The 22,203-nt window shown below is 63.4% G+C and carries 18 protein-coding genes; 6 read left to right on the top strand and 12 right to left on the bottom strand.

All coding sequences use genetic code 11. From position 1 onward, the window contains the following. Window positions 1-46 precede the first annotated feature (46 nt). From EKH80_RS21360 to ndk, 12 genes are all read right to left on the bottom strand, one after another. Complete coding sequence (locus EKH80_RS21360) at window positions 47-829, bottom strand: DUF899 domain-containing protein (RefSeq protein ID WP_230473868.1); 783 nt, start codon at window positions 827-829, stop codon at window positions 47-49. Window positions 830-1,015: 186 nt separating this feature from the next. Further along, on the bottom strand, window positions 1,016-2,596 hold the full coding sequence (gene guaA / locus EKH80_RS21355; RefSeq protein ID WP_126686827.1) for a glutamine-hydrolyzing GMP synthase: 1,581 nt from the start codon (window positions 2,594-2,596) through the stop codon (window positions 1,016-1,018). A 168-nt stretch (window positions 2,597-2,764) separates the two neighbouring features. Beyond that, window positions 2,765-4,222, bottom strand: a complete 1,458-nt coding sequence (gene guaB / locus EKH80_RS21350; protein ID WP_126686826.1) for an IMP dehydrogenase — start codon at window positions 4,220-4,222, stop codon at window positions 2,765-2,767. Window positions 4,223-4,470: 248 nt separating this feature from the next. After that, window positions 4,471-5,325, bottom strand: coding sequence for a bifunctional methylenetetrahydrofolate dehydrogenase/methenyltetrahydrofolate cyclohydrolase FolD (folD, locus tag EKH80_RS21345; RefSeq protein ID WP_126686825.1), 855 nt, complete (start codon window positions 5,323-5,325; stop codon window positions 4,471-4,473). A gap of 69 nt (window positions 5,326-5,394) precedes the next feature. Continuing rightward, window positions 5,395-6,558 (bottom strand): molybdopterin-synthase adenylyltransferase MoeB, encoded by a 1,164-nt coding sequence (gene moeB / locus EKH80_RS21340; protein WP_126686824.1) that lies wholly within the window; start codon window positions 6,556-6,558, stop codon window positions 5,395-5,397. A 123-nt stretch (window positions 6,559-6,681) separates the two neighbouring features. Beyond that, complete coding sequence (gene der, locus EKH80_RS21335; protein WP_126686823.1) at window positions 6,682-8,079, bottom strand: ribosome biogenesis GTPase Der; 1,398 nt, start codon at window positions 8,077-8,079, stop codon at window positions 6,682-6,684. An 18-nt stretch (window positions 8,080-8,097) separates the two neighbouring features. Then, window positions 8,098-9,297, bottom strand: coding sequence for an outer membrane protein assembly factor BamB (gene bamB / locus EKH80_RS21330; protein ID WP_126686822.1), 1,200 nt, complete (start codon window positions 9,295-9,297; stop codon window positions 8,098-8,100). Beyond that, window positions 9,294-9,944, bottom strand: a complete 651-nt coding sequence (locus tag EKH80_RS21325; RefSeq protein ID WP_126686821.1) for a YfgM family protein — start codon at window positions 9,942-9,944, stop codon at window positions 9,294-9,296. Before EKH80_RS21325 ends, bamB begins: the two co-directional genes overlap by 4 nt. A gap of 176 nt (window positions 9,945-10,120) precedes the next feature. Continuing rightward, window positions 10,121-11,095, bottom strand: a complete 975-nt coding sequence (locus EKH80_RS21320; RefSeq protein ID WP_126686820.1) for a helix-turn-helix domain-containing protein — start codon at window positions 11,093-11,095, stop codon at window positions 10,121-10,123. Window positions 11,096-11,166: 71 nt separating this feature from the next. Further along, a complete protein-coding gene (gene pilW, locus EKH80_RS21315) occupies window positions 11,167-11,961 on the bottom strand; it encodes a type IV pilus biogenesis/stability protein PilW (protein WP_126686819.1) in 795 nt (264 codons plus the stop codon). After that, window positions 11,951-13,069: a dual-specificity RNA methyltransferase RlmN gene (gene rlmN, locus EKH80_RS21310; protein WP_126686818.1), complete on the bottom strand. Its 1,119-nt coding sequence runs from the start codon at window positions 13,067-13,069 to the stop codon at window positions 11,951-11,953. The genes pilW and rlmN overlap by 11 nt, the downstream gene beginning before the upstream one ends. A gap of 14 nt (window positions 13,070-13,083) precedes the next feature. Further along, window positions 13,084-13,509, bottom strand: a complete 426-nt coding sequence (gene ndk / locus EKH80_RS21305) for a nucleoside-diphosphate kinase (RefSeq protein WP_126686817.1) — start codon at window positions 13,507-13,509, stop codon at window positions 13,084-13,086. Between the two features lie 233 nt (window positions 13,510-13,742). Between ndk and EKH80_RS21300 the strand changes: the two genes are divergently transcribed. From EKH80_RS21300 to EKH80_RS21275, 6 genes are all read left to right on the top strand, one after another. Beyond that, the gene (locus tag EKH80_RS21300; RefSeq protein WP_126686816.1) at window positions 13,743-14,357 is read left to right on the top strand and encodes a TetR/AcrR family transcriptional regulator; all 615 of its coding nucleotides are present in this window, start codon (window positions 13,743-13,745) and stop codon (window positions 14,355-14,357) included. A gap of 83 nt (window positions 14,358-14,440) precedes the next feature. Further along, a complete protein-coding gene (locus tag EKH80_RS21295; RefSeq protein ID WP_126686815.1) occupies window positions 14,441-16,828 on the top strand; it encodes a 3-hydroxyacyl-CoA dehydrogenase/enoyl-CoA hydratase family protein in 2,388 nt (795 codons plus the stop codon). A gap of 78 nt (window positions 16,829-16,906) precedes the next feature. Beyond that, window positions 16,907-18,112 carry an acetyl-CoA C-acyltransferase gene (locus EKH80_RS21290; protein WP_126686814.1) on the top strand — a complete coding sequence of 402 codons (1,206 nt, stop codon included), beginning with the start codon at window positions 16,907-16,909 and terminating at the stop codon, window positions 18,110-18,112. Between the two features lie 359 nt (window positions 18,113-18,471). Further along, window positions 18,472-19,914 carry an MDR family MFS transporter gene (locus EKH80_RS21285; RefSeq protein WP_425481169.1) on the top strand — a complete coding sequence of 481 codons (1,443 nt, stop codon included), beginning with the start codon at window positions 18,472-18,474 and terminating at the stop codon, window positions 19,912-19,914. Between the two features lie 88 nt (window positions 19,915-20,002). Further along, entirely contained in the window at window positions 20,003-20,704 is a 702-nt protein-coding gene (locus tag EKH80_RS21280; RefSeq protein WP_126686813.1) for a pirin family protein, read from the top strand. Between the two features lie 429 nt (window positions 20,705-21,133). Continuing rightward, entirely contained in the window at window positions 21,134-22,132 is a 999-nt protein-coding gene (locus EKH80_RS21275) for an NAD(P)H-quinone oxidoreductase (protein ID WP_126686836.1), read from the top strand. Window positions 22,133-22,203 lie beyond the last annotated feature (71 nt).

The raw sequence follows: 22,203 nt of genomic DNA, 5'->3' as shown, positions 1-22,203 counted from the left end.
AAGGAAGTACGAAATGCAAGACAGGGAACGCCGCCTGCAAATGGGGTCAATCCAGATTATCGCGTTTGCGGAACGCGGCTTCTCCGGCCTCGGAAACCTCGACCCACTTCTTGTCGGGCTCGGCACCGGCAACATAACCGTCGTGCCAATTCCACCATTTGTAAGGCGGTGTCTGAGGGTAGCCTTCAGGCGAATCCTCCCAGGTTTCCTGGCGGCCGAGCGGGGTGAGGTCCAGATAGCTCCAGAGCGTCCCCATCGCTTCGTCGCCGCGGTTGTTGATGAAGTAAGTGCGAAATACTTTGCCGCCGTCGCAGATGAATACATTGTGGCCGTGCCATTGATCCACGCCGAAATCCGCATCGAAACTGTCGGTGATGGTGTACCAGGGCAGCTCCCAGCCCATCCGCGCTTTCAGTCGGGCAATATCAGGCTGCGGTGCACGGGAGGCATAAGCCAGTGTGGTGTCGCGCGCGTTCAAGTGTGAGAGATGCGCGACTTGGTCGGCGCCCAGCGAGCAGCCGCGGCAGGCATGGTCGGGCCAGCCATGCACGCCTGGCTCATAAAAAGCGCGATAGAGGATTAGCTGCCGGCGGCCTTCGAACAGGTCCAGCAGGCTGACTTTGCCCTTACGTCCTTCGAAGGAATAGGCCTTCTCCACGGCCGTCCACGGCATGCGCCGCCGCTCGGCAGCGAGCTTGTCGCGCGCGCGGGTAAAGGCTTTTTCCTTTACCAGCATCTCCTGGCGCGCAGCCTCCCAGGCCTCGGGCGAGACGACTGGCGGCGTCTTCATGGTGTCAGGGATCTCGCTCTTTGCCGACGATGCGCTCATGACCCTCTCCGCTGGCTGATCGTGAGGCGATAGTGCCTGCGGTCGCGCGAACAGCGGGAGTGACACGTGTGACGGGATTGTTGTCCCGTGGCTCATAGAAGGCCTGGAATGGAGCGCTGGGTTCAGCCGGCTCCCACTCAGCCCCCAGTGCAACAAAAGCGCCTTGCGGCGCCCTTGCGGTTCAACTCACTCCCACTCGATCGTCGCCGGCGGCTTGCCGCTTATGTCATAAACCACACGAGAAACCCCGCGTAGCTCATTGATAATGCGATTGGAAACCGTACCGAGAAAATCGTAAGGCAAGTGCGCCCAATGGGCGGTCATGAAGTCGATGGTTTCCACCGCACGCAGCGCGATCACCCATTCGTAGGCGCGAGCGTCGCCCACCACGCCCACCGACTTCACCGGCAGGAACACGGCGAAGGCCTGGCTGACCTGGTCGTAGAGATCGGCCTTGCGCAGTTCCTCGATGAAGATCGCATCGGCGCGGGCCAACAGTTCGGCGTATTCAGGTTTCACCTCGCCCAGGATACGCACGCCCAGGCCCGGTCCCGGGAACGGATGGCGATAGACCATTTCGCGCGGCAGGCCGAGTTCCACGCCGATGCGACGCACTTCGTCCTTGAACAGTTCGCGCAACGGCTCGACCAGCTTGAGCTTCATATGTTCGGGCAAGCCGCCTACGTTGTGGTGGCTCTTGATCACATGCGCCTTGCCGGTCTTGCTGCCGGCCGACTCGATCACGTCGGGATAGATGGTGCCCTGCGCCAGCCACTTCACCTGGCCGTTGCCGGCGGCGGTGACCTTGGTCGATTCCTCGTCGAAGATCTCCACGAACAGGCGGCCGATGATCTTGCGCTTGGCTTCCGGATCGGCCACGCCTTCCAACGCCTTGAAGTAGCGTTCGGCAGCGTTGACGCGAATGACCTTCACGCCCATGTGCTGAGCCATGGTGGCCATCACCTGGTCGCCTTCCTGCCAGCGCAGCAAACCGGTATCGACGAACACGCAGGTGAGCTGCTCGCCGATCGCGCGATGCAGTAGCGCAGCCACCACGGAAGAATCCACGCCGCCCGACAAACCGAGCAGCACGTGGTCCGTGCCGACTTGTTCGCGTACGCGGGTGATTTGGTCATCGATGATCTGCGCAGCGGTCCACAACATCTGGCAACCGCAGATCTCGCTGACGAAGCGCTTGAGCAGCGCCGTGCCCTGCTTGGTGTGCGTTACCTCCGGATGGAATTGCACGCCGTACCAGCGCTTGGCTTCATTCGACATCGCGGCGACCGGAATACGGTCGGTCACAGCGGTGACGGTGAAGCCGGGGGGCGCCTTGGCGACGTGATCGCCGTGGCTCATCCACACGTCCAGCGCCTGGAAGGAGTCGTGATCGCTGAGTCCGGCCAGCAACGAGTCTGGGGAAACCACCTCTACGCGAGCGTGCCCGAATTCGCGCGCATCGGCCGCTTCCGTGGCGCCGCCCAGTTGCGCGGCCAGGGTCTGCATGCCGTAGCAGATGCCGAGGATCGGCAGGCCCGAATCGAACACTTCCTGCGGCGCCTTGGGCGCGCCATGCACGGTGGTGGATTCCGGTCCACCGGAAAGAATGATGCCCTTGGCGCCAAACGCGGCGATCTCGGCCGGGTCATGGTCCCATGCCCAGATCTCGCAATAGACACCGATTTCGCGGATGCGCCGCGCAATGAGCTGCGTGTACTGGGCGCCGAAATCGAGGATGAGGATTTTGTCGCTGTGGATGTTGGTCATGGCAGCGCGATCGGGAAATCAGGGGGAAGGCGAAAGTGCTTCACCGTCATCCCGGCGCAAGCCGGGATCCAGTGCCAACAACACGTGCAAAGCACTCAAAACAGATTTTGTGTGCTACGCACGCGTACGAGACTGGATTCCGGCCTTCGCCGGAATGACGCGGGGCGATCACGAATTCAGCCGGTAATTCGGCGCTTCCTTCGTGATCTGGATATCGTGCGGATGCGCTTCGGTCACGCCGGCCGAGGTGACTTTCACGAACTGCGCCTTGTTGCGCACATCGTCGATCGTGGCGGCACCGAGATAGCCCATCGAAGCGCGCAGGCCACCGATAAGCTGGTGAATGATGTTGCGCAGCGGACCGCGATACGGCACGCGGCCTTCGATGCCTTCCGGCACGAGCTTGTCGGCGTCCGCTTCTTCCTGGAAGTAGCGGTCCTTGGAGCCCAGCGCCATCGCGCCCAGCGAACCCATGCCGCGATAGCTCTTGTACGAACGGCCCTGGAACAGTTCCACTTCGCCCGGCGATTCCTCGGTGCCGGCGAACATGGAACCGAGCATCACGGTGGACGCACCGGCGGCGAGCGCCTTCGGAATGTCGCCCGAATAGCGGATGCCACCGTCGGCGATCAGCGGGATGCTGTCCTTCAACGCAGTGGCCACCATGTCGATCGCAGTGATCTGCGGCACACCTACACCGGCCACGACACGCGTGGTGCAGATCGAGCCCGGGCCAACGCCCACTTTCACCGCATCGACACCTGCATCACGCAACGCCAGCGCCGCTTCGCCGGTGACGATGTTGCCGGCGATCAACTGCACCTGCGGGAAATGTTTCTTCACCCAGGCAGCGCGCTCGATCACGCCTTGCGAATGGCCGTGCGCGGTATCCACCACGATCACGTCCACACCGGCTTCCACCAGCGCTTCGACACGCTGCTCGGTATCGCCGCCAACACCGACTGCCGCGCCAACGAGCAGGCGCTCGTGCGCGTCCTTGGCGGCGTTAGGATTGTCGCGGGCCTTCTGGATGTCCTTCACAGTGATCAGGCCGCGCAGCTGGTAGGCCTCGTTCACCACCAGCACTTTTTCGATGCGGTGCTTGTGCAGCAGTTGCAGCACTTCGTCCTGGCTGGCGCCTTCGCGCACGGTGACCAGCTTGTCGTGGCGGGTCATGATGTTGCGCACCGGATCGTCGTGCTTGCGTTCGAAGCGCAGGTCGCGGCTGGTGACGATGCCGACCAGTTGCTCCCCTTCCACCACCGGCACGCCGGAAATGTTGTAGGCGCGGGTGAGCTTGAGGACGTCGCGGATCGAGGTGTGCGGCGTTACGGTGATGGGGCTGCGAATGACGCCAGCTTCAAACTTTTTGACCAGGCGCACTTCGGCGGCCTGCTGTTCGGCGCTCATGTTCTTGTGGATGATGCCGATGCCGCCGTTCTGGGCCATGGTGATGGCGAGCCGCGCTTCGGTGACCGTGTCCATCGCGGCCGACACGATCGGGATGTTCAGCCGAAGATTCCGCGTGAGGCGCGTGGAGGTGTCCACATCGCGCGGCAAGACTTGGGAATGGGCCGGGACGAGGTAGACGTCGTCGTAAGTGAGGGCCTCGGCGAGGATGCGCATGGAAAAGTCCCGCTGCAAAGAGAGGATTATACGCAGGAGCCGGGCTCGGCGCGAGTTTTGCTTTGGTTTTCGCGCTGAACGCGTTGTATCCACTTATGCGAAATGCGGCTCCCTCCCCTGCAGAGGCAGGGGAGGGTTGGGGTGGGGTTGTTGGAGCTTGCCGCGATGCTTGAATTCATCGCGAGGTTGCTTCACCCCACCCCAACCCTCCCCTACTACACGTAGGGGAGGGAGCAGTTTTCGGCTAGTCAGGGATCGCGAGCTTCGGCAGCTTCCAGGGTGTTTTCCATCAGCGTAGCGACGGTCATGGGCCCCACGCCTCCGGGCACCGGCGTAATCCAGCTGGCGCGTTGCGCCGCCGGCTCGAACTCCACGTCACCGACCAGGCGCCCGTCGTCCAGGCGATTGATGCCTACATCCACCACCACCGCACCCGGCTTGACCCATTCGCCGCTCACCAGGCCCGGCTTGCCGACCGCCACCACCAGGATGTCGGCCTGGCGCACGTAGGTTTCCAGATCGCGGGTGAAGCGGTGACAGCAGGTGGTGGTGCAACCGGCGATTAGCAGCTCCAGCGCCAACGGACGGCCAACATGATTGGAAACGCCGACCACCACCGCATGCTGGCCGCGCACCGGACGATCCGTATGGCCAAGCAGGGTCATCACGCCTCGCGGCGTACACGGGCGCAAGCCGAAACGGCGCAACGCAAGACGACCTACGTTGACGGCCTGGAAACCATCCACATCCTTGTCCGGATCGATGCGATCGACCAGCGCATCTTCATCGATGTGGTCCGGCAACGGCGATTGCACCAGGATGCCGTGGACGTCCGGATCGGCATTGAGCCGATCGATCAGTGCAAACAGCTCGTCCTGGGTGGCGCTGGCCGGCAGGTCGTAGTCAAAGGAACGGAAACCGATCTGGTGGCAAGCCTTGCGCTTGTTGCGCACGTAGACGGAAGAAGCGGCATCGTTGCCGACCAGCACCACCGCCAGGCCAGGCTCCAGCTTGCCCTGCGCCTTGCGTTCGCCGACGCGTTTGGCGATGCGCTCCAGCAGTTCCTGCGCGATGCGTTTGCCGTCGAGTATGCGTGCGCTCATGAGAGGTCCTGGCTGGCGAAGGCGGGCATTATCGCCGAATGGCCGCGAATTGGCGCCAGGCGCGGAAATTCAGCTGGCCGCGCAGAACCGCTCGATATCCGCGTAGCCGTGAAACTCCGCCTGCGCCCCGCAGCCCGGACATGCCGGATCGCGCGGCAAGCGAGTTTCGCGAAAACGCATGCGCAGCGCATCGAACGAGAGCAGCCGGCCGACCAGCGGCTCACCGATGCCAAGAATCAGCTTTAACGCCTCCGTCGCCTGCAATAGGCCAACGATGCCCGGCAGCACGCCCAGCACGCCGGCTTCAGAGCAATTGGGTGCGTCGGCAGCATCCGGCGGCTCGGGAAACAGGCAGCGGTAGCAAGGCGAATCGCTGCGGCGCGGGTCGAACACACCGACCTGGCCGGTGAATCGCTCCACCGCGCCGTACACCATCGGCATGTTCAAGCGCCGGGTGGCGGCGGCGAGCAGATAACGCGCGGGGAAATTGTCGGCGCCATCGACCACCAGATCATGCCCGCGCAGCAATTGCTCCACGTTGTCCGCGCGCAGGCGCTCGTTGCGCAGCTCGATGTTTACGCGCGGATTGAGCGCGTTCAGCGTCATGCGCGCCGATTCGGTCTTGGCCATGCCCACGCGCGCATCGGCGTGGATGACCTGGCGATGCAGGTTGGAGCGTTCGACGCGATCGTCGTCGATCAGCGTGAGCCGCCCCACTCCCGCGGCGGCAAGATAAAGCGCCGCGGGTGCGCCGAGACCGCCAGCTCCCAGCAGGACGACGCTGGCCTGGCCGAGCCTGGCCTGGCCGGCCTCGCCTACCTGCGGCAAGCGGAGCTGGCGCGCGTAGCGTTCCGCGGAATCCGTATCGAGCAGCGCGACGCTGATCGGCAAGCCTTCGCTTTTCCAGCGCTCGAAGCCGCCGGCGATCGAAGCCACGTTGCGATACCCCATCCTTTGCAGGGCTTCGGCGGCGAACAGGGAACGCATGCCACTGCCGCACAGCGTGAGGATTTCCCGCTCACGGCGGGGCTCCTGGCTTTCTATGCGCAGTTCGAGGAAGCCACGCGACAGGGCCAACGCTCCCACGGGGGAGCCGCTTGCGCGTTCGTTGTCTTCGCGTACGTCGATCAGCAAGGCACCTTGCGCCTGTTTGCGCAGGGCTTCGGCGGGCGCAAGCTCGGGGACGCGTTGGCGCAGGTCGGCGAGCCAGGATTCGCGGTCGAGGGGATTCATGGCGATAGTTTAGCCCCTAATCTAGACCAGCCAGGATCGACTCTATCCCTCGCGCAGACCCTCGTAGGCTGGGATGAAATCCCAGCTTTCGTGCCGATGGCAATGCTGGGATTTCATCCCAGCCTACTTGCGCTTCTTCATCTCGCGAATCATGCGCTGCCGCTTGCGCTGCTGCGCCTCGGTCAGCACGTTCTTCCTGCCGGCAAAGGGATTCTCGCCGTCACGGAAATCGATGCGGACGGGAGTGCCCTCCAGCTTGTAGCGCTGCCGGAAGAAGTTTTCCAGGTAACGGCGATACGCCGGCGCAATATGCTTGGTGCGGCTGCCGTGGATCACGATGGTGGGCGGATTGTTGCCGCCCGGGTGCGCAAAGCGAAGCTTCGGCGCATGCCCGCGCACCAGCGGCGGCTGGTAGCTTTCGTAGGCACGCTCCAGCGTACGGGTAAGATCCGAAGACGAGAGCTCGCGCGTGGCGGAAGTATGCGCCCGTACGACTGCGCGCATCAGCTCGCGCAAGCCCGAACCGTGCAGCGCCGAGATGAAGACCTGCTTGGCCCAATCGACAAAGCCAAGCCGGCGCTCCAACGCGCGCACGCATTGCTCTCGCGCATAGCTATCCATGTCGTCCCACTTGTTGACGGCAATCACCAGCGCCCGGCCCTCGTCGAGCACGTGGCCGATCAAGGTGAGATCCTGGTCGGCGAGGTTTTCGCGGGCATCGATCATTACCACCACCACCTGGGCGGCGGCCATCGATTGCAGCGTCTTGATGACGCTGAATTTCTCCACCGCTTCCTCGACTTTCGACTTGCGCCTGACGCCGGCCGTATCGATCAGCGTGTAGCGCTTGCCGTCGCGCTCCAACGGCACGCGGATCGGGTCGCGCGTGGTGCCGGCGACGTCGGAAACGATCAGCCGGTTTTCGCCCAGCAGGCGATTGATCAAGGTCGACTTGCCGGCATTGGGGCGGCCGACGATCGCAACGCGAATGCTGCCTTCATCTTCCGGCGCCAGTTCCTCGTGCGCGTCTTGCGGCAGCAGCGGCAGCGCAGCGGCGACCAATTCCTCCGTGCCGCGGTTGTGCGCGGCTGACAAAGGCAGCGTCTGGGCGATGCCGAATACGGCAAATTCCGCCAACGCATCCTGCACATCCAGGCCGTCGGTCTTGTTGACCGCGGCGATCACCGGTTTGCCGCTGCGGCGCAGCTCATCGAGGATGCTGCGGTCCTGCGGCAGCAGGCCGTCGCGCGCATCGACCACGAACACCAGCACTTGCGCCTCGCTGATGGCAAGGCGCACCTGTTGCGCGGTGAGGGCGTCGAGGCCTTCTTCAACCCCGGACAGGCCGCCGGTGTCGACTACTACGAAGGGGCGCGAACCAGTACGGCAAACGCCGTAGTGGCGGTCGCGGGTAACGCCCGGCATGTCGGCCACCAGGGCGTCGCGGCTGCGCGTCAGCGCATTGAACAGGGTCGACTTACCGACGTTGGGACGACCGACCAGGGCGATGACGGGCAGCACGAAACATCGTTCCAGTGATTACTTCGCGACGACGCGATAGGCGGCGATATGGCCCAGCACGTCTTCGACGTACACCAGGTCACCCGCCACCACCGGTTCTGCGCGAATGGCTTTCTTGGAAAGGCGCTCGCGCCCGGCCAGCGCGCCGTCGCCCGTTTGCAGCCAGTGCACATAGCCTTCGATATCGCCGACGACGATGTAGTTGCCCTGCACTGCCGGCGAGCTCAACCAGCGGTACTTGAGATCGTCGTTCTTCCACATGTCGGCGCCGCTGCTCTTGTCGAACGCCCACACTTGCGAATCGGTGTTCACGCCGAACAGGCTGTTGCCGGTCAGCGCCATCGACGTATAGGTCGAGAACGGACGCGCCCACAGCGGACGGCCACTGGGGCCATCCACGGCGGTGAGATTGCCGTGGTAGGCGGCGGAGTAAAGCGTGCTGCCATCCAGCACGACACCACCGTCCGCGTCGGTCATGCGGTCGATATCGGTCCGGCCTTCACCCGTCGCCAGCTTCTGTTCCCAGAGCTTTTCGCCGTTGTCCTGGCGCAGCGCGATCAGCTTGCCGTCGTCGCTGCCAAAGAACACCACGCCATTGGTGACCATCAGCGGACCGTTGCCGCGCAGGCTGAGCAGCGGCACGCTGCCCTGGTCGTTGACCCAGCGGCGATCGCCGGTGTTGCCGTCCAGACCGTACACGCGACCATCCTGCGTGCGCACAACCACGAGCGCGCCGCTGACGGCCGGCGAATCGATCACTTCCGAAGGCAGCGCGGTCACCCAGCGCTGGCTGCCGTCCTTGGCGCTCAGGCCATAGACGTGGCCATCGAGCGTGCCGATGACGAGCAGATCGCCGCCGACGGCCGGACCGCCAGCATAGAACGCGTCCTTGCGCTTCTTGTCGCCCCAGCCGAACCAGCCATGGGTGCGGCTCTTCTGTTTCCACAAATTCTTGCCGCTGTTGGCGTCATACGCGGCGACCTCGCCATCGGTGCTGGCGGCATACAACACGCCCGCAACCACCGCCGGCTGCATGCGCAGGCCGCTCATGCCCGAGCCATGGCCAACGCGCTCTTTCCACACCCGCGTGACCTGCACCGTCGGCTTGAAATCCTTGATCAGTGGGGTGGGCGGCTGGATGTTTTCCTTCTTGAAGGAATGACAGCCGGCGAGCGCCACCAGCGAACCGGTCACTACGATCAGCCAAAAACGTTTCATGCACCCTGCTTCCCGGCCGTGGCCAGATCGTCGATTTTCATTTGCACTTCACTGTCCTTCGATGCTTGCGGCCCCATGGCGCTCACCGCGGCCTGATAGGCCTTCAGGGCGTCGTCGCGCCGTCCCAGCTTGACCAGCGCGTCGCCGCGTAGTTCCTGGCTTTCAATTGCGTAGCTGTTGGCCGGCATGCGATCCAGCGCATTCACGGCTTCCTGGGCATTGCCCTTGCCCAGTTGCACATGCGCGATGCGCAGTTCCACCAACGCCTTCAGCTCCGGGCTGGGGGCGTGCTGTTCGGCCCAGGCGAGCGAATCGAGCGCCTTGTCGAGCTGCTTGTCTTCCACTTGGCGGCGTGCACGGTCGCTTACAGCGAACAAGGCGTAAGGCGTGTCGGAGTAATCCTTCATCAGCTGCTGGATGACCACATCGACGGCGTTGGTATTGCCCGAATCGAGCACGCCTTGCAGCTGCTGGTACAGGCCGGAGGCCTGCATTTGATGGGCGACCTGGTGGTTGCGCCATTGCTGGTAGCCGAAAATGGCAATCAGGCCGATGACGACACCCACAGCGATCGACAGGCCATTCTGCCGCAGCCATTTTTGTACGCGTTCGCTCTGTTCGTAGTCGTCGTAAGCATTGAATGCCATGCAATCACCGTATCGCGAGTAACGCCGGATGGCGTTGGGGAGGCGTCCTGGAGCCGCTGCTATGGGACAGCAGCGGCATTGCCCACCCAGGCGGGTGGGCAATGCACAAGCATAACCGATCGTAGGGGGGTGAAGGCTACCGAACCGTAGGGGTGCGCCGCCCCTGCGGCTTACGCTCAAGCTCCCGCAGGCGTAGCCTTGCCGTTCTGGACGTCGAGGCGGAAGTGCGCGATGTTGGCGTGACGATAGGCGTCCAGCGGCATCGACTGGCCATCGACGCTTACTTGCGCACCGTTCGCATTGCCGATGCGCACGTCCAGCAGTTGGTCGCTGTGATAGGTCTTGCTGGTGCCGGCCGGCAACAGACCATATTCCAGCCGCGTGCCGTCTTTACCGAGCACTTCCACCCAGCTTGCGTTGGCCAGATTCAGCGTCAGGCTATGCGCACCGCTGCCGATGGCCGCTGCGGGCACATTGCCGGCCGCGGGAGTCGCGATGGTCGCCGTATCGTTATCGAGATTTGGCATCGGCACCATGGAGGCCAGCAGCGGCTGCTGCGCAGCAGCCGGACTCGGCGCGGAAGCGGTTACGGATGGTGCAGCGGCAGGTGTCTGGGCGATGGCCGCGGTGCCGGCGACGGCTTTGGCTGCACTACCGGCAGAAGCCGGCACGGTCGGCGACGGCGCATCCTGCTGGGCCACTGGTGTGGCATCCAGCGGCGCCAGACGTCCCATGTCGTGCGTGAGCGTGCCGCGCATGCCCAACCATACCGTGGGCACGGCGATCACCAGCGTCAACACAACATAGGTGGCCGCCTTCGCGTATTGATCCAGCAGGTAGCGCGAATGCGGAACACCACCGGTCGACACCAGTTTCGGCTGGGCCGGCCTGAGCTGGGTGATGGCTCGCTCGATCTCGCTCTCGTCGATGTCGAGATAACGGCCGTATTTGCGCAGATAGCCGCCGAGGTAAACCTGATAGTCGATGCCGCTGTAGTCGCTGCCTTCGAGCTGGCGCACTACGCGCACCGGCAAATGCAGGGCGTGACCACAGGTTTCCAGGTCCAGACCGCGCGCTTCGCGCACCGCGCGCAGGCGTGAACCAAAACCGGGCGCTTCGTTGAAGCGAAATTCGGCAGCGCTCTGTTCCATGTTCGCTGCGGTCGTGGCGGACGTTTCGGAGAAGGTCTCCTCATGCGATGCCGGATGGGACTGCTCGGAAATCATGGGTGCACGGATGGATTGAGGGCCTGCGCCTGTTCCGAATCCGGGAACTGGCTTAACAGCCGTTTGCTGTAGTTCTGGGCCGCGTCCCTGTTACCCAAGTGAGATTCGATGTCGTAGCCGAGCTTCAGCGAATCGGCATTGAACTGCCCCATCGCGTCGAGGCGCTGCAGGAAGGCGCTGGCGTTGAAGTAGTCCTGATTGAGGTACAGCACGTGGGCGAGCTGCAGCAACGCGCTGGCGTTGTTCGGATTGACCTTGATCGCCTTGCGCAGATTGGCCTCCGCGCTGACGCGATCGCCCATTTGCAGCTGACAAATGCCCTGATTGGCCAGGGCCGTGTCCGGCGTCTTGTAGAACGGATCAGCCAGGGCCTTGCTGAAATAAGGCATGGCCTCCTGTCCCTTGCCAATGCGGCACAGGAACTGACCCAGGTTGTTGTTGGTATCGCCCTGGCTGGGCTGCAACTCCACGGCCCGGCGGTAATGCATCTCCGCATTGGGCATATCGTCGATGCGTTCGTAGATATACGCCATCACCGTGTGCGCAGGCACGTAGCTGGGGTCTTCCTGCACGGCGATCTTGATCTTTTCCAGCGCGCCCTGGAGATTGCCGATCTCGATGTAATGCTGGGCCAGGCTCGTATGCACGTTCGCAGCGCTCTGGGCCTTCTGCGCCTTGGTCTGCTCGGGCAGCGGAGGCTCGGGCGGTGGATTGGGCGCCGTCATCGAGCGGTGGCAACCGGCCAGCAATAGACCCAAGCCCATACCGAGCAAGACGCGATCACGCCGCATGCGCTGTACCCTCGTCCAAACGCTTGAGGAATTCGGCCTGGCGACGCGTGCGATCCAGGACCTGCCCTTTGAGCTGGCCGCAAGCGGCGTCGATGTCGTCGCCACGCGTGCGCCTCAGCATGGTAAGTATGTTCGCGTTGAGCAGCTGGGTCTGGAAGGCGCGGATGGTTTCCGGCTCCGAGCGCTCGAAGCGCGTACCCGGGAACGGATTGAACGGAATCAGATTGACCTTGCAGGTCGGCAGCTTGCGCATCAGCTTGATCAGCTGGCGTGCATGCTCGGGTTGATCGTTGACGCCCTTCATCAGCGTGTATTCGAACGTGATGGAAGTGCGCGGCTTGCGCGCGATCCAGCGCTCGCACGACGCCATCAGTTCGGCGATCGGGAAGCGCTTGTTGAGCGGCACCAGTTCGGTGCGCAACTCATCATTGGCGGCATGCAGCGATACCGCCAGCGACACATCGATGCTTTCGGAAAGCTTGTCGATCATCGGCACCAGGCCGGCGGTCGACAGGGTGACGCGCTTGGCGGCAAGGCCGAAGCCAAGGTCATCGCGCATCAGGCTCATCGCCTTCACGACGTTGTCGAAGTTCAGCAGCGGCTCGCCCATGCCCATCATCACCACGTTGGTGATGCGGCGGTTCTGGTGCGTGACGTTGCCCAGGTACTTCGCAGCCACCCACATCTGGCCGATGATCTCGGCGGTGGCGAGGTTGCGATTGAAGCCCTGCGTAGCGGTGGAACAGAACTGACAGTTCAGGCCACAACCCACCTGCGAAGACACGCACAGGGTGCCGCGGGTGGGTTCGGGGATGTAGACCGCTTCCACGGCGTTGCCGCCGTCCATCCCCAACAGCCACTTGTGCGTGCCGTCGGCAGCGCCCTTGTCGAACATCGTCTTGGGTGGACCGACGTAGCACGCGGCCTCGAGCTTGGCGCGCAGCGCCTTGCCCACGTCGGTCATGTTTTCGAAGTTGTCTTCCAGGCGATGGTAGATCCATTTCATCACCTGCTCGGCACGATAAGGTTTTTCGCCCAGCTGGGCGAAAAACTCGCGCAGCCCCTGGCGATCGAAATCGAGCAGATTGACTTTTTCCACCTGGTTCACTGTGACGTATTCGGTTAGCGCGGAAGCACTTCGGTTTCCGCAAAGAAGTAAGCGATTTCGGCAGCCGCCGTTTCCGCGGCGTCCGAACCGTGCACGGCATTCGCGTCGATCGAGTCGGCGAAATCGGCGCGGATCGTACCCTTGGCGGCATCCTTCGGGTTGGTTGCGCCCATCAGCTCGCGATTCTTGAGAACGGCGTTGTCACCTTGCAACACCTGGATCATCACCGGACCGGAAATCATGAATTCCACCAGTGCACCGAAGAAGGGACGCTCGCGATGCACCGCGTAGAAGCCTTCAGCTTCCTTGCGCGAAAGATGCTTCATTTTGGCGGCAACGACCTTCAGGTCGGCCTTTTCGAAGCGTGCATAGATTTCACCGATGACATTCTTGGCGACGGCATCGGGTTTGATGATGGAAAGGGTGCGCTCCAGCGCCATGCGGTCTGCTCCGGGTTATGCGGACTGATTGAAGGGCGGCCTGACGGGACTTACGTCAGAAGGAAAGATAGACCCAAATCCGCATGGGAATGCGGATTTAGCTCACGAAAGTTTGACAGATTCTAGCCCATAAGCAACCGTCTTTGAGCGTCATGCAAACGACCGTTTGACGTCTCCGGGCGCCCGCGCGTATCCTCAAACGATCGTTTGAACCATTCGACAGGCGTGTGCCCGTGAATAGCTCCGCTTCTACGAAGGAACGCATCCTGACCGCGGCCGAGGCCTTGTTCGCCCAGCGTGGGTTCGAAGGCGCCTCGCTCCGCCAGCTGACCGCGGCCGCGGGCGTGAACCTGGCCGCCGTGAACTACCACTTCGGCTCCAAGGATCATCTCGTCGAGCAGGTTTTCAAGCGCCGCCTGGATCAGCTCAACGCCCGCCGGCTGGCCGCCCTCAAGCACTTTGCCGGACTGCAGGAGACGACGCTGGAGGACGTGCTGTCGGCCTTTATTCGCCCTGCCCTGGACCTTTCCCATGACGGCGGCGGCGGCCTGTTCATGCGTGTGCTGGCCCGCGCCTTTGCCGAGCACGACGACGACCTGCGCAAGTTCCTGTCGGACAACTACGGCCATGTGATGCGGCAATTCACCGCCGAGTTTGCCCGCCTGCTGCCCGGCTTGAGCAAGGAAGAGCTGTACTGGCGCATCGACCTGGTGACCGGTGCCCTGACCCATGCCATGTCGGGCTTCGGCATCATCCAGCGCAAGAACGATGTCAGCGAGATCACCCATCGCGAGCAGACCGCCGAGCACCTGATCCGCTTTGCCGCCGCTGGCTTGCGCGCACCCTGATATCCCCCGTCATCGGGAGGTCATGCGCCTCCCTTACTGAAGCTTTCAATGACCTGCTACGCACTCGTACCACGGAGAAGCCAATGACCGCTCCATCTATAACGAAGTCCGCGCTACGCATCCGCAAGGCCGCGGTGCTCGGCGCCGGCGTCATGGGCGCGCAGATCGCCGCGCATCTGACCAACGCCGACGTCGAAACCGTGCTGTTCGACCTGCCGGCCAAAGACGGCCCCAAGAGCGGCATTGCAATCAAGGCGATCGAGAACCTGAAGAAGCTCTCGCCCGCCCCGCTGGCCGACGGCAACCGCGCGGCCGCGATCATTCCGGCCAACTACGAGCAGGACCTCGACCAGTTAAAGGACGTGGACCTGGTGATCGAGGCGATCGCCGAACGGATGGACTGGAAGCTGGACCTGTACAAGAAGATCGCCCCGTTCGTTTCGCCCAACGCGATACTGGCCAGCAATACCTCCGGCCTGTCCATCAACGGCCTGGCCGAGGCGCTGCCGGAAGAGCTGCGGCATCGCTTCACCGGCGTGCATTTCTTCAATCCGCCGCGCTACATGCACCTGGTCGAGCTGATTCCGACCCGGCTCACCGACGCCAGCGTGCTCGAAGGCCTGGAAGCCTTTCTGACCACCACGGTCGGCAAGGGTGTGGTGTATGCGAAGGACACGCCGAACTTCATCGGCAACCGCATCGGCGTGTTTTCGATGCTGGCCACCATGCACCACACCGAGCAGTTCAAGCTCGGCTTCGATACGGTCGATGCACTGACCGGCCCGGCCATCGGCCGCCCCAAGAGCGCCACCTACCGCACCGCCGATGTGGTGGGCCTGGACACCATGGCGCACGTGATCAAGACCATGGCCGATACCCTGGCCAATGATCCCTGGCACGAATACTTCAAGGCGCCCGTGTGGCTGAGCGGCCTGATCGAACAGGGTGCGCTGGGCCAGAAGACCGGTGCCGGTTTCTACCGCAAGGCCGGCAAGGACATCGTGGTGCTGGATGTCGCCAAGCGCGACTATCGTGCATCCGAGCAGAAGGCTTCCGACGAAGTGTCGGCCATCCTCGCCATCAAGGACCCGGCCGAGAAGTTCGGCAAGCTGCGCGCCTCCGGCGACCCGCAGGCACGGTTCCTGTGGGCCACCTTCCGTGACCTGTTCCACTACACCGCCTATCACCTGGCCGATATCGCCGATACCGCGCGCGACGTCGACTTCGCCATCCGCTGGGGTTACGGCTGGAAACTGGGGCCCTTCGAAACCTGGCAGGCGGCCGGCTGGCAGCAGGTCGCCCAGTGGATCCAGCAGGACATCGACGCCGGCAAGGCGATGAGCAAGGCTCCGCTGCCGAAGTGGGTGACGGACGGCCGCAACGGCGTGCACGGCAAGAGCGGCTCCTACTCGGCGGCCGCCAACACCGACAAGCCGCGTTCGCAGCATCCGGTCTACCGTCGCCAGCTGTTCCCCGATGCGATTCTGGGTGAAAAGTTCGAACAGGGCATCACCCTGTGGGAAAACGACGGCGTTCGCCTGTGGAGCCTGGGCGAGGACAACGTCGGCATCATCTCGTTCAAGACCAAGATGAACACGGTCAACGACCAGGTGCTCGACGGCATCCAGCAGGCGATCGGCATTGCCGAGGAAAAACTCAAGGCAGTGGTGATCTGGCAGGCCAGCGAGCCGTTTTCCGCGGGTGCCGACCTGAAGGGCGCGCTGGGCCTGCTGCAAGGCGGCAAGCTCAAGGAGTTCGACGCCATGGTCGCCAACTTCCAGCGCACCAGCATGCGCATCAAGCACGCGCTGGTACCGGTGGTCTCCGCCGTGCGCGGGCTGTGCCTGGGCGGCGGCTGCGAATTCCAGATGCACTCGGCACGCACGGTGGCGGCGCTGGAGAGCTACATCGGCCTGGTCGAGGCCGGCGTCGGCCTGCTGCCCGCCGGCGGCGGCCTGCACGAGCTGGCCATCCGCGCGGCGCAGAGCAGCCCCAACGATCCGTTCGAAGCGTTGAAGAAGGTGTTCGAGACGGTGGCGATGGCGAAGGTCTCCGGCAGCGCGCTGGAAGCCCGGCAGCTCGGCCTGTTGCGTGACAGCGACGTGGTGGTGTTCAACACGTATGAGTTGCTGTACGTCGCCAAGCAGGTGGCCAGCTCGCTCGCCGAAAGCGGCTGGCGCCCGCCGCTGTACGCCCGCAACGTCCCGGTGGCCGGCGACGTCGGCACCGCCACATTCAAGGCCTCGCTGGCCAATCTGCAGGCCGGATACTTCGCGTCTGAGCACGACGTCGCGATCGCTACGCGCATTGCGGACACGCTGTGTGGCGGCGCGATCGAGCGCGGCTCGCTGGTGGACGAGGCATGGCTGCTGGATCTGGAGCGCAAGCACTTCGTGGAGCTGGCGCAGACCGAAAAGACCCAGGCGCGCATTGCCCACACCATGACCACCGGCAAACCGCTGCGCAACTAACGCTCGCCGTTACTTCACCGATAGATCCAATACCAACCGGCGTCGCAGCGATTCGCGCGACGCCATGGAGCAGACACCATGAGCAAGCAAGTGCAAGACGCCTACATCGTCGCCGCCACCCGCACGCCGGTCGGCAAGGCGCCGCGCGGCGTATTCCGCAACACCCGTCCCGACGACATGCTGGCCCACGTGATCCGCGCCGTGCTGGCGCAGGCGCCGGGCATCGATCCGCATCGCATCGGCGACGTGATCATCGGCTGCGCCATGCCGGAAGCCGAGCAAGGCATGAACGTGGCGCGCATCGGCCTGCTGCTGGCCGGCCTGCCGGATACCGTCCCGGGCGTTACCGTCAACCGCTTCTGCTCGTCCGGCCTGCAGGCCGTGGCGATGGCCGCCGATCGCATCCGCCTTGGCGAAGAAGACCTGATGATCGCCGGCGGCACCGAGAGCATGAGCATGGTGCCGATGATGGGCCACAAGGTGGCGATGAATCCGTCTATCTTCGACAACGAGCACGTGGGCATTGCGTACGGCATGGGCATTACCGCCGAGAATGTCGCCAAGCAGTGGAAAGTCTCCCGCGAAGCCCAGGATGCCTTCGCCGCGCAAAGTCACGATCGTGCCCTGGCCGCGATCAAGGCCGGCGAGTTCAAGGACGAAATCACTGCGTTCCAGCTCGACGATCGCTATCCCGACCTCGCCACGCGTGGCATCAAGACCGATCGCCGCGTGATCGACACCGATGAGGGTCCCCGTGCCGGCAGCACCCCGGACGTGCTGGGCAAGCTGAAGACCGTGTTCCGCAATGGCCAGTTCGGCGGCTCGGTCACGGCCGGCAACTCCTCGCAAACCTCCGACGGCGCAGGCGCCGTGCTGCTGGCCAGCGAACAGGCGATCAAGGACTACGGCCTCACGCCCCTCGCCCGCTTCGTGGGCTATTCGGTGGCCGGCGTGCGCCCTGACATCATGGGCATCGGCCCGAAGGAAGCGATTCCGAAGGCGCTCAAGCAGACCGGCATTCGGCAGGACCAACTGGACTGGATCGAACTGAACGAAGCCTTTGCCGCCCAGGCCCTGGCCGTGATCGGCGATCTGGGCCTGGACCCGGCTAAGGTGAACCCGCTCGGCGGCGCCATCGCGCTGGGCCATCCGCTCGGTGCCACCGGCGCAGTGCGCACCGCAACACTGGTGCACGGCTTGCGCCGCCGCAAGCAGAAGTACGGCATGGTGACGATGTGCATCGGCACCGGCATGGGTGCGGCGGGCGTGTTTGAGGCGCTCTAAGCCCCTGTTTGTAGAGACCGCGTAGGCTGGGATGGCAATCCCAGCATCCGTAACCGGCAAGGGAAGCTGGGATTGCCATCCCAGCCTACGCGCTTGCCGCCGTATTCGAATTCACCGCAAGGTTGCTTCACCCCACCCCGGCCCTCCTCCCCGACTAAAGCATTCGAGGACAGGCTCTACTACACGTAAGAGAGGGAGGAGTTTGCAGCCAGTGCGAAGCCATCACGCTTGTCCTCCCCGCCCGCCCAGCGAATAATGCGACACGTTGCGGCGCACACCCCGATGCGCCCACGTCCCGGGCGCTTCCGACAGCCTTGTCACCAGGCCTAGGCCCACTGCGCTCGCTGCAGGAACCGAAAGTGAGCGCGTTGCGTGAGGAAAAGCTGGACCTGCCGGCCACCACCCAGCCGGTGTATCCCGATTACCGCATCATTTCACTGATCGTCGGCTGCGCGATCTTCCTTGAGCAGGTGGACGGCACGGTGCTCGCCACCGCCCTGCCCACCATGGCGCGCGACTTTGCTGTTTCCGCACCGGCCATGAGCGTGGCCGTCACCAGCTATCTGCTCGCGCTGGCGATCCTCATTCCAGTCAGTGGCGCGATTGCCGACCGCTTCGGTATCAAGCGCGTGTTCAACAGCTCGATGGTGGTGTTCATCGTAGGCTCGGTGCTGTGCTCGCTCACCCACAGCCTGCCGATGATGGTGGCGGCGCGGCTACTGCAAGGCACCGGTGGCGCGATGATGGCTCCGGTGGGGCGCCTGGTGATCCTGCGCACGGTGGAACGCAAGCACCTGGTGTCGTCGATGATGTGGACGCTGATTCCTGCCGTGCTCGGCACCATGGCCGGACCGCCGCTGGGCGGCTTCATCGTCGAATACCTCGACTGGCGCTGGATCTTCTACATCAACGTGCCGATCGGCGCGCTGGGTTACTGGCTGGTACGGCGCTACATTCCGGTGGTGGCCTGCACGATACGGCCGGCTCCGTTCGACTGGCTGGGTTTTGCGCTTTGCAGCGTCGGTCTGGGCTGCCTGCTGTTCGGCCTGGAGCTGTTTGGCCAGAACACCAGCGCGCGCAACGGCGTGACGCTCGTGACAGTCGGTGCGGCCGCGTGCCTGGCTTATGTGCGCCATGCCAGGCGCCGCGAGCATCCGGCGGTAGACCTCACCCTGCTGCGCATCGACTCGTTCCGGCTGTCGGTGATTTCCGGGGCACTGATGCGCATCACCCAGGGCGCCCAACCCTTCCTGCTGCCGCTGATGCTGCAGATCGGCCTCGGTTTCTCCGCATTGCGCAGCGGCCAGCTGATCCTGGCCATTTCCCTCGGCGCGCTGCTTGCCCGTGCGCTCACCACTCGCCTGTTGCGCTGGATCGGTTTTCGCCGCGTGATGGTCTACAACGGTGTGCTGGCAGGCTTGAGCTACGCCGTGTGCGCGTTGTTCCGGGCCGATTGGCCGTTCTGGCTGATGTTCGGCCTGCTGGTGTGCTGCGGTGTCATCATGTCGGTACAGTTCACCGCCTACAACACCATCGCGTACGAAGCGGTGCCGACTGATCGCATGAGCGCGGCCAACAGCTTCTACTCCACCCTGCAGCAGCTGATGCTCTCGATCGGCGTGTGCTGCGGCGCGCTGATTCTCAAGCTGGCCATGACGGCGAGCCACAACAGCGAACCCAGCCGACTGAATTTCTCGGTGGCGTTCCTGGTCGTGACCCTGATCTCACTGAGCTCCACCCATTGGCATCGTGCTTTCGCACCCGACGCCGGGCACGAAATGAGCGGGCACCGCCATCGCTGAAGCGGGACACACTGTTTCCCTGGCGATTGTTCTGCATCGCGGTGGCCGGCCGTATCTTACGCGGCATTCCAAATCACTGAGGTGTCCCATGATCGAACGGCGTCCATTCAATAGCCTTGGCGGTGCCGATCACGGCTGGCTCAAGGCCAAGCACCATTTCTCGTTTGCCAGCTACGACGACGCCAAGCGCATGGGCTGGGGCGCGCTGCGCGTGTGGAACGATGACAGCATTGCCGCGCAAACCGGCTTTCCGCCGCATCCGCATGCGGACATGGAAATCATCACCTATGTGCGCGAAGGCGCGATCACCCACCAGGACAACCTGGGCAACAAGGGCCGCACCGTAGCCGGCAACGTGCAGGTGATGAGCGCCGGCAGCGGCATCCGGCACAGCGAATACAACCTGGAGCCGGAAACCACCCGCATCTTCCAGATCTGGATCATCCCGGACGAACGTGGTGGCGCGCCCTCCTGGGGCACCAAGCCCTTCCCGGCCGGCGAACGCTCCGGACGCTTCGTGACCCTGGCCAGTGGCATGCAAGGCGATACGGACGCCCTGCCCTTGCGCACCAACGCCCGTGTACTCGGCGCCACCTTGAAGGCCGGCGAAACCGCCCGCTACACGCTGGACAAACGCCGCTACGCCTATCTTGTGCCGGCCAAGGGATCGGTGGAAATCAATGGCGTGCGCCTCGATCCGCGCGACGGCGCGGCGATCCGCGAAGAAACCACGCTCGAAGTGAAAGCGCTGGAGGACGCCGAGCTGGTGCTGGTGGATGCAAGCGCATGAACATGCGCAGGGTGGCAGGCAATTCCGAAGTGTTCAACCTGCCACCCGGTAACCGTTTGACAGGATTTAGCTGTTTTTGAAACGCCTGAAAAACATATTCGACTTATCCTTATCAAGGTCTGTCATCTTGATATCGGTTATGCAAGCTTACAAAGGCGATCGAAGTACGGCGGCCATTTGTTGCGGTCGATCAATGACTTTAGAAATCCCAATTTTTGTAGTTCTCTTGGTTCTTCTCGCGTTGAGCACTACCTGTTTTGCAGAGATGGAAACATATGGCGAACGCGTCGATTTTTTTTCAACAACAGCACGTGCGCCATTCAATCCATTTTCCGTATATGGCAGAGGCCTTAGGTACTTCATCGATCCATCCGCTGGATCGATGCAAGCCCGTAGTCCCAAGCGTGAGGAGCTGCCCCGATGACATCCATGCAAGCCATCGAGATTCCGCACTTCGGGGGTCCGGAGGTACTGCGACTCGTCGAGCGTCCGCTGCCACAGCCTGGCACCGGCGAAGTGCTGATTAAGGTGGCGGCAGCGGGCGTGAATCGCCCGGATGTGTTCCAGCGGCAAGGTCACTATCCGCCGCCGCGCGGCGCTCCCGACCTGCCTGGGATGGAAGTGGCCGGTGAACTGGTGAATGGCGATTTCAGCGGCAGCAATCCGTTCGGACTCAAACCTGGCGATGCCGTGTGCGCCTTGCTGGCCGGCGGCGGCTACGCGCAATACGCCGTAGCGCCATTGGGCCAGTGCCTGCCGGTGCCGCAAGGTCTAAGCGTGGCCGAAGCCGCGTCGTTGCCGGAAAACTACTTCACCGTGTGGAGCAACGTGTTCGAGCGCGGCCGCCTGGGCTTGCGCGAAGACGGTTCAAAGGAAAGCCTGCTGGTGCAGGGCGGCTCCAGCGGCATCGGCGTAACGGCAATTCAGCTCGCTCACGCTCTGGGCCATCCGGTCTTCGCCACGGCCGGCAACGATGAAAAGTGCCGCGCCTGCGAAGCGCTGGGTGCGCGTGCCATCCATTATCGCAACGAGGATTTCGTCGAACGCGTGCACGCCTGGACCGATGGTCGCGGCGTAGACGTGATCCTCGACATGGTCGCCGGCGACTACTTACCGCGCGAACTGAATGCCTTGGCCGACGACGGCCGGCTGGTGGTGATCGCCACGCTGGGTGGCATGCAAGCCACGCTGGACACCGGCATGCTGATGCGCCGGCGTCTCACCCTCACCGGTTCAACCTTGCGGGCACGCTCGGTAGCCTTCAAAGCGGCCATCGCCAAGAAGCTGCATCAGCATGTGTGGCCGCTGTTTGCGAACCGGCAGCTGCGTCCGGTCATCCATGCCATCTTTCCCGCTCATGAAGCCGCGCATGCACATGCCTTGATGGAAAGCAGCACGCACATCGGGAAAATTCTTTTGCGTTGGTAATTTGCCATGAAGGTCACCTTGCCCTCTTGGCCGTCATTCCCGCGAAAGCGGGAATCCATTCTCAAAGACAC

The organism is Dyella choica (assembly GCF_003977665.1).
Classification (GTDB): domain Bacteria; phylum Pseudomonadota; class Gammaproteobacteria; order Xanthomonadales; family Rhodanobacteraceae; genus Dyella_B; species Dyella_B choica.
This window is presented reverse-complemented; position numbering and strand designations above follow the sequence as displayed.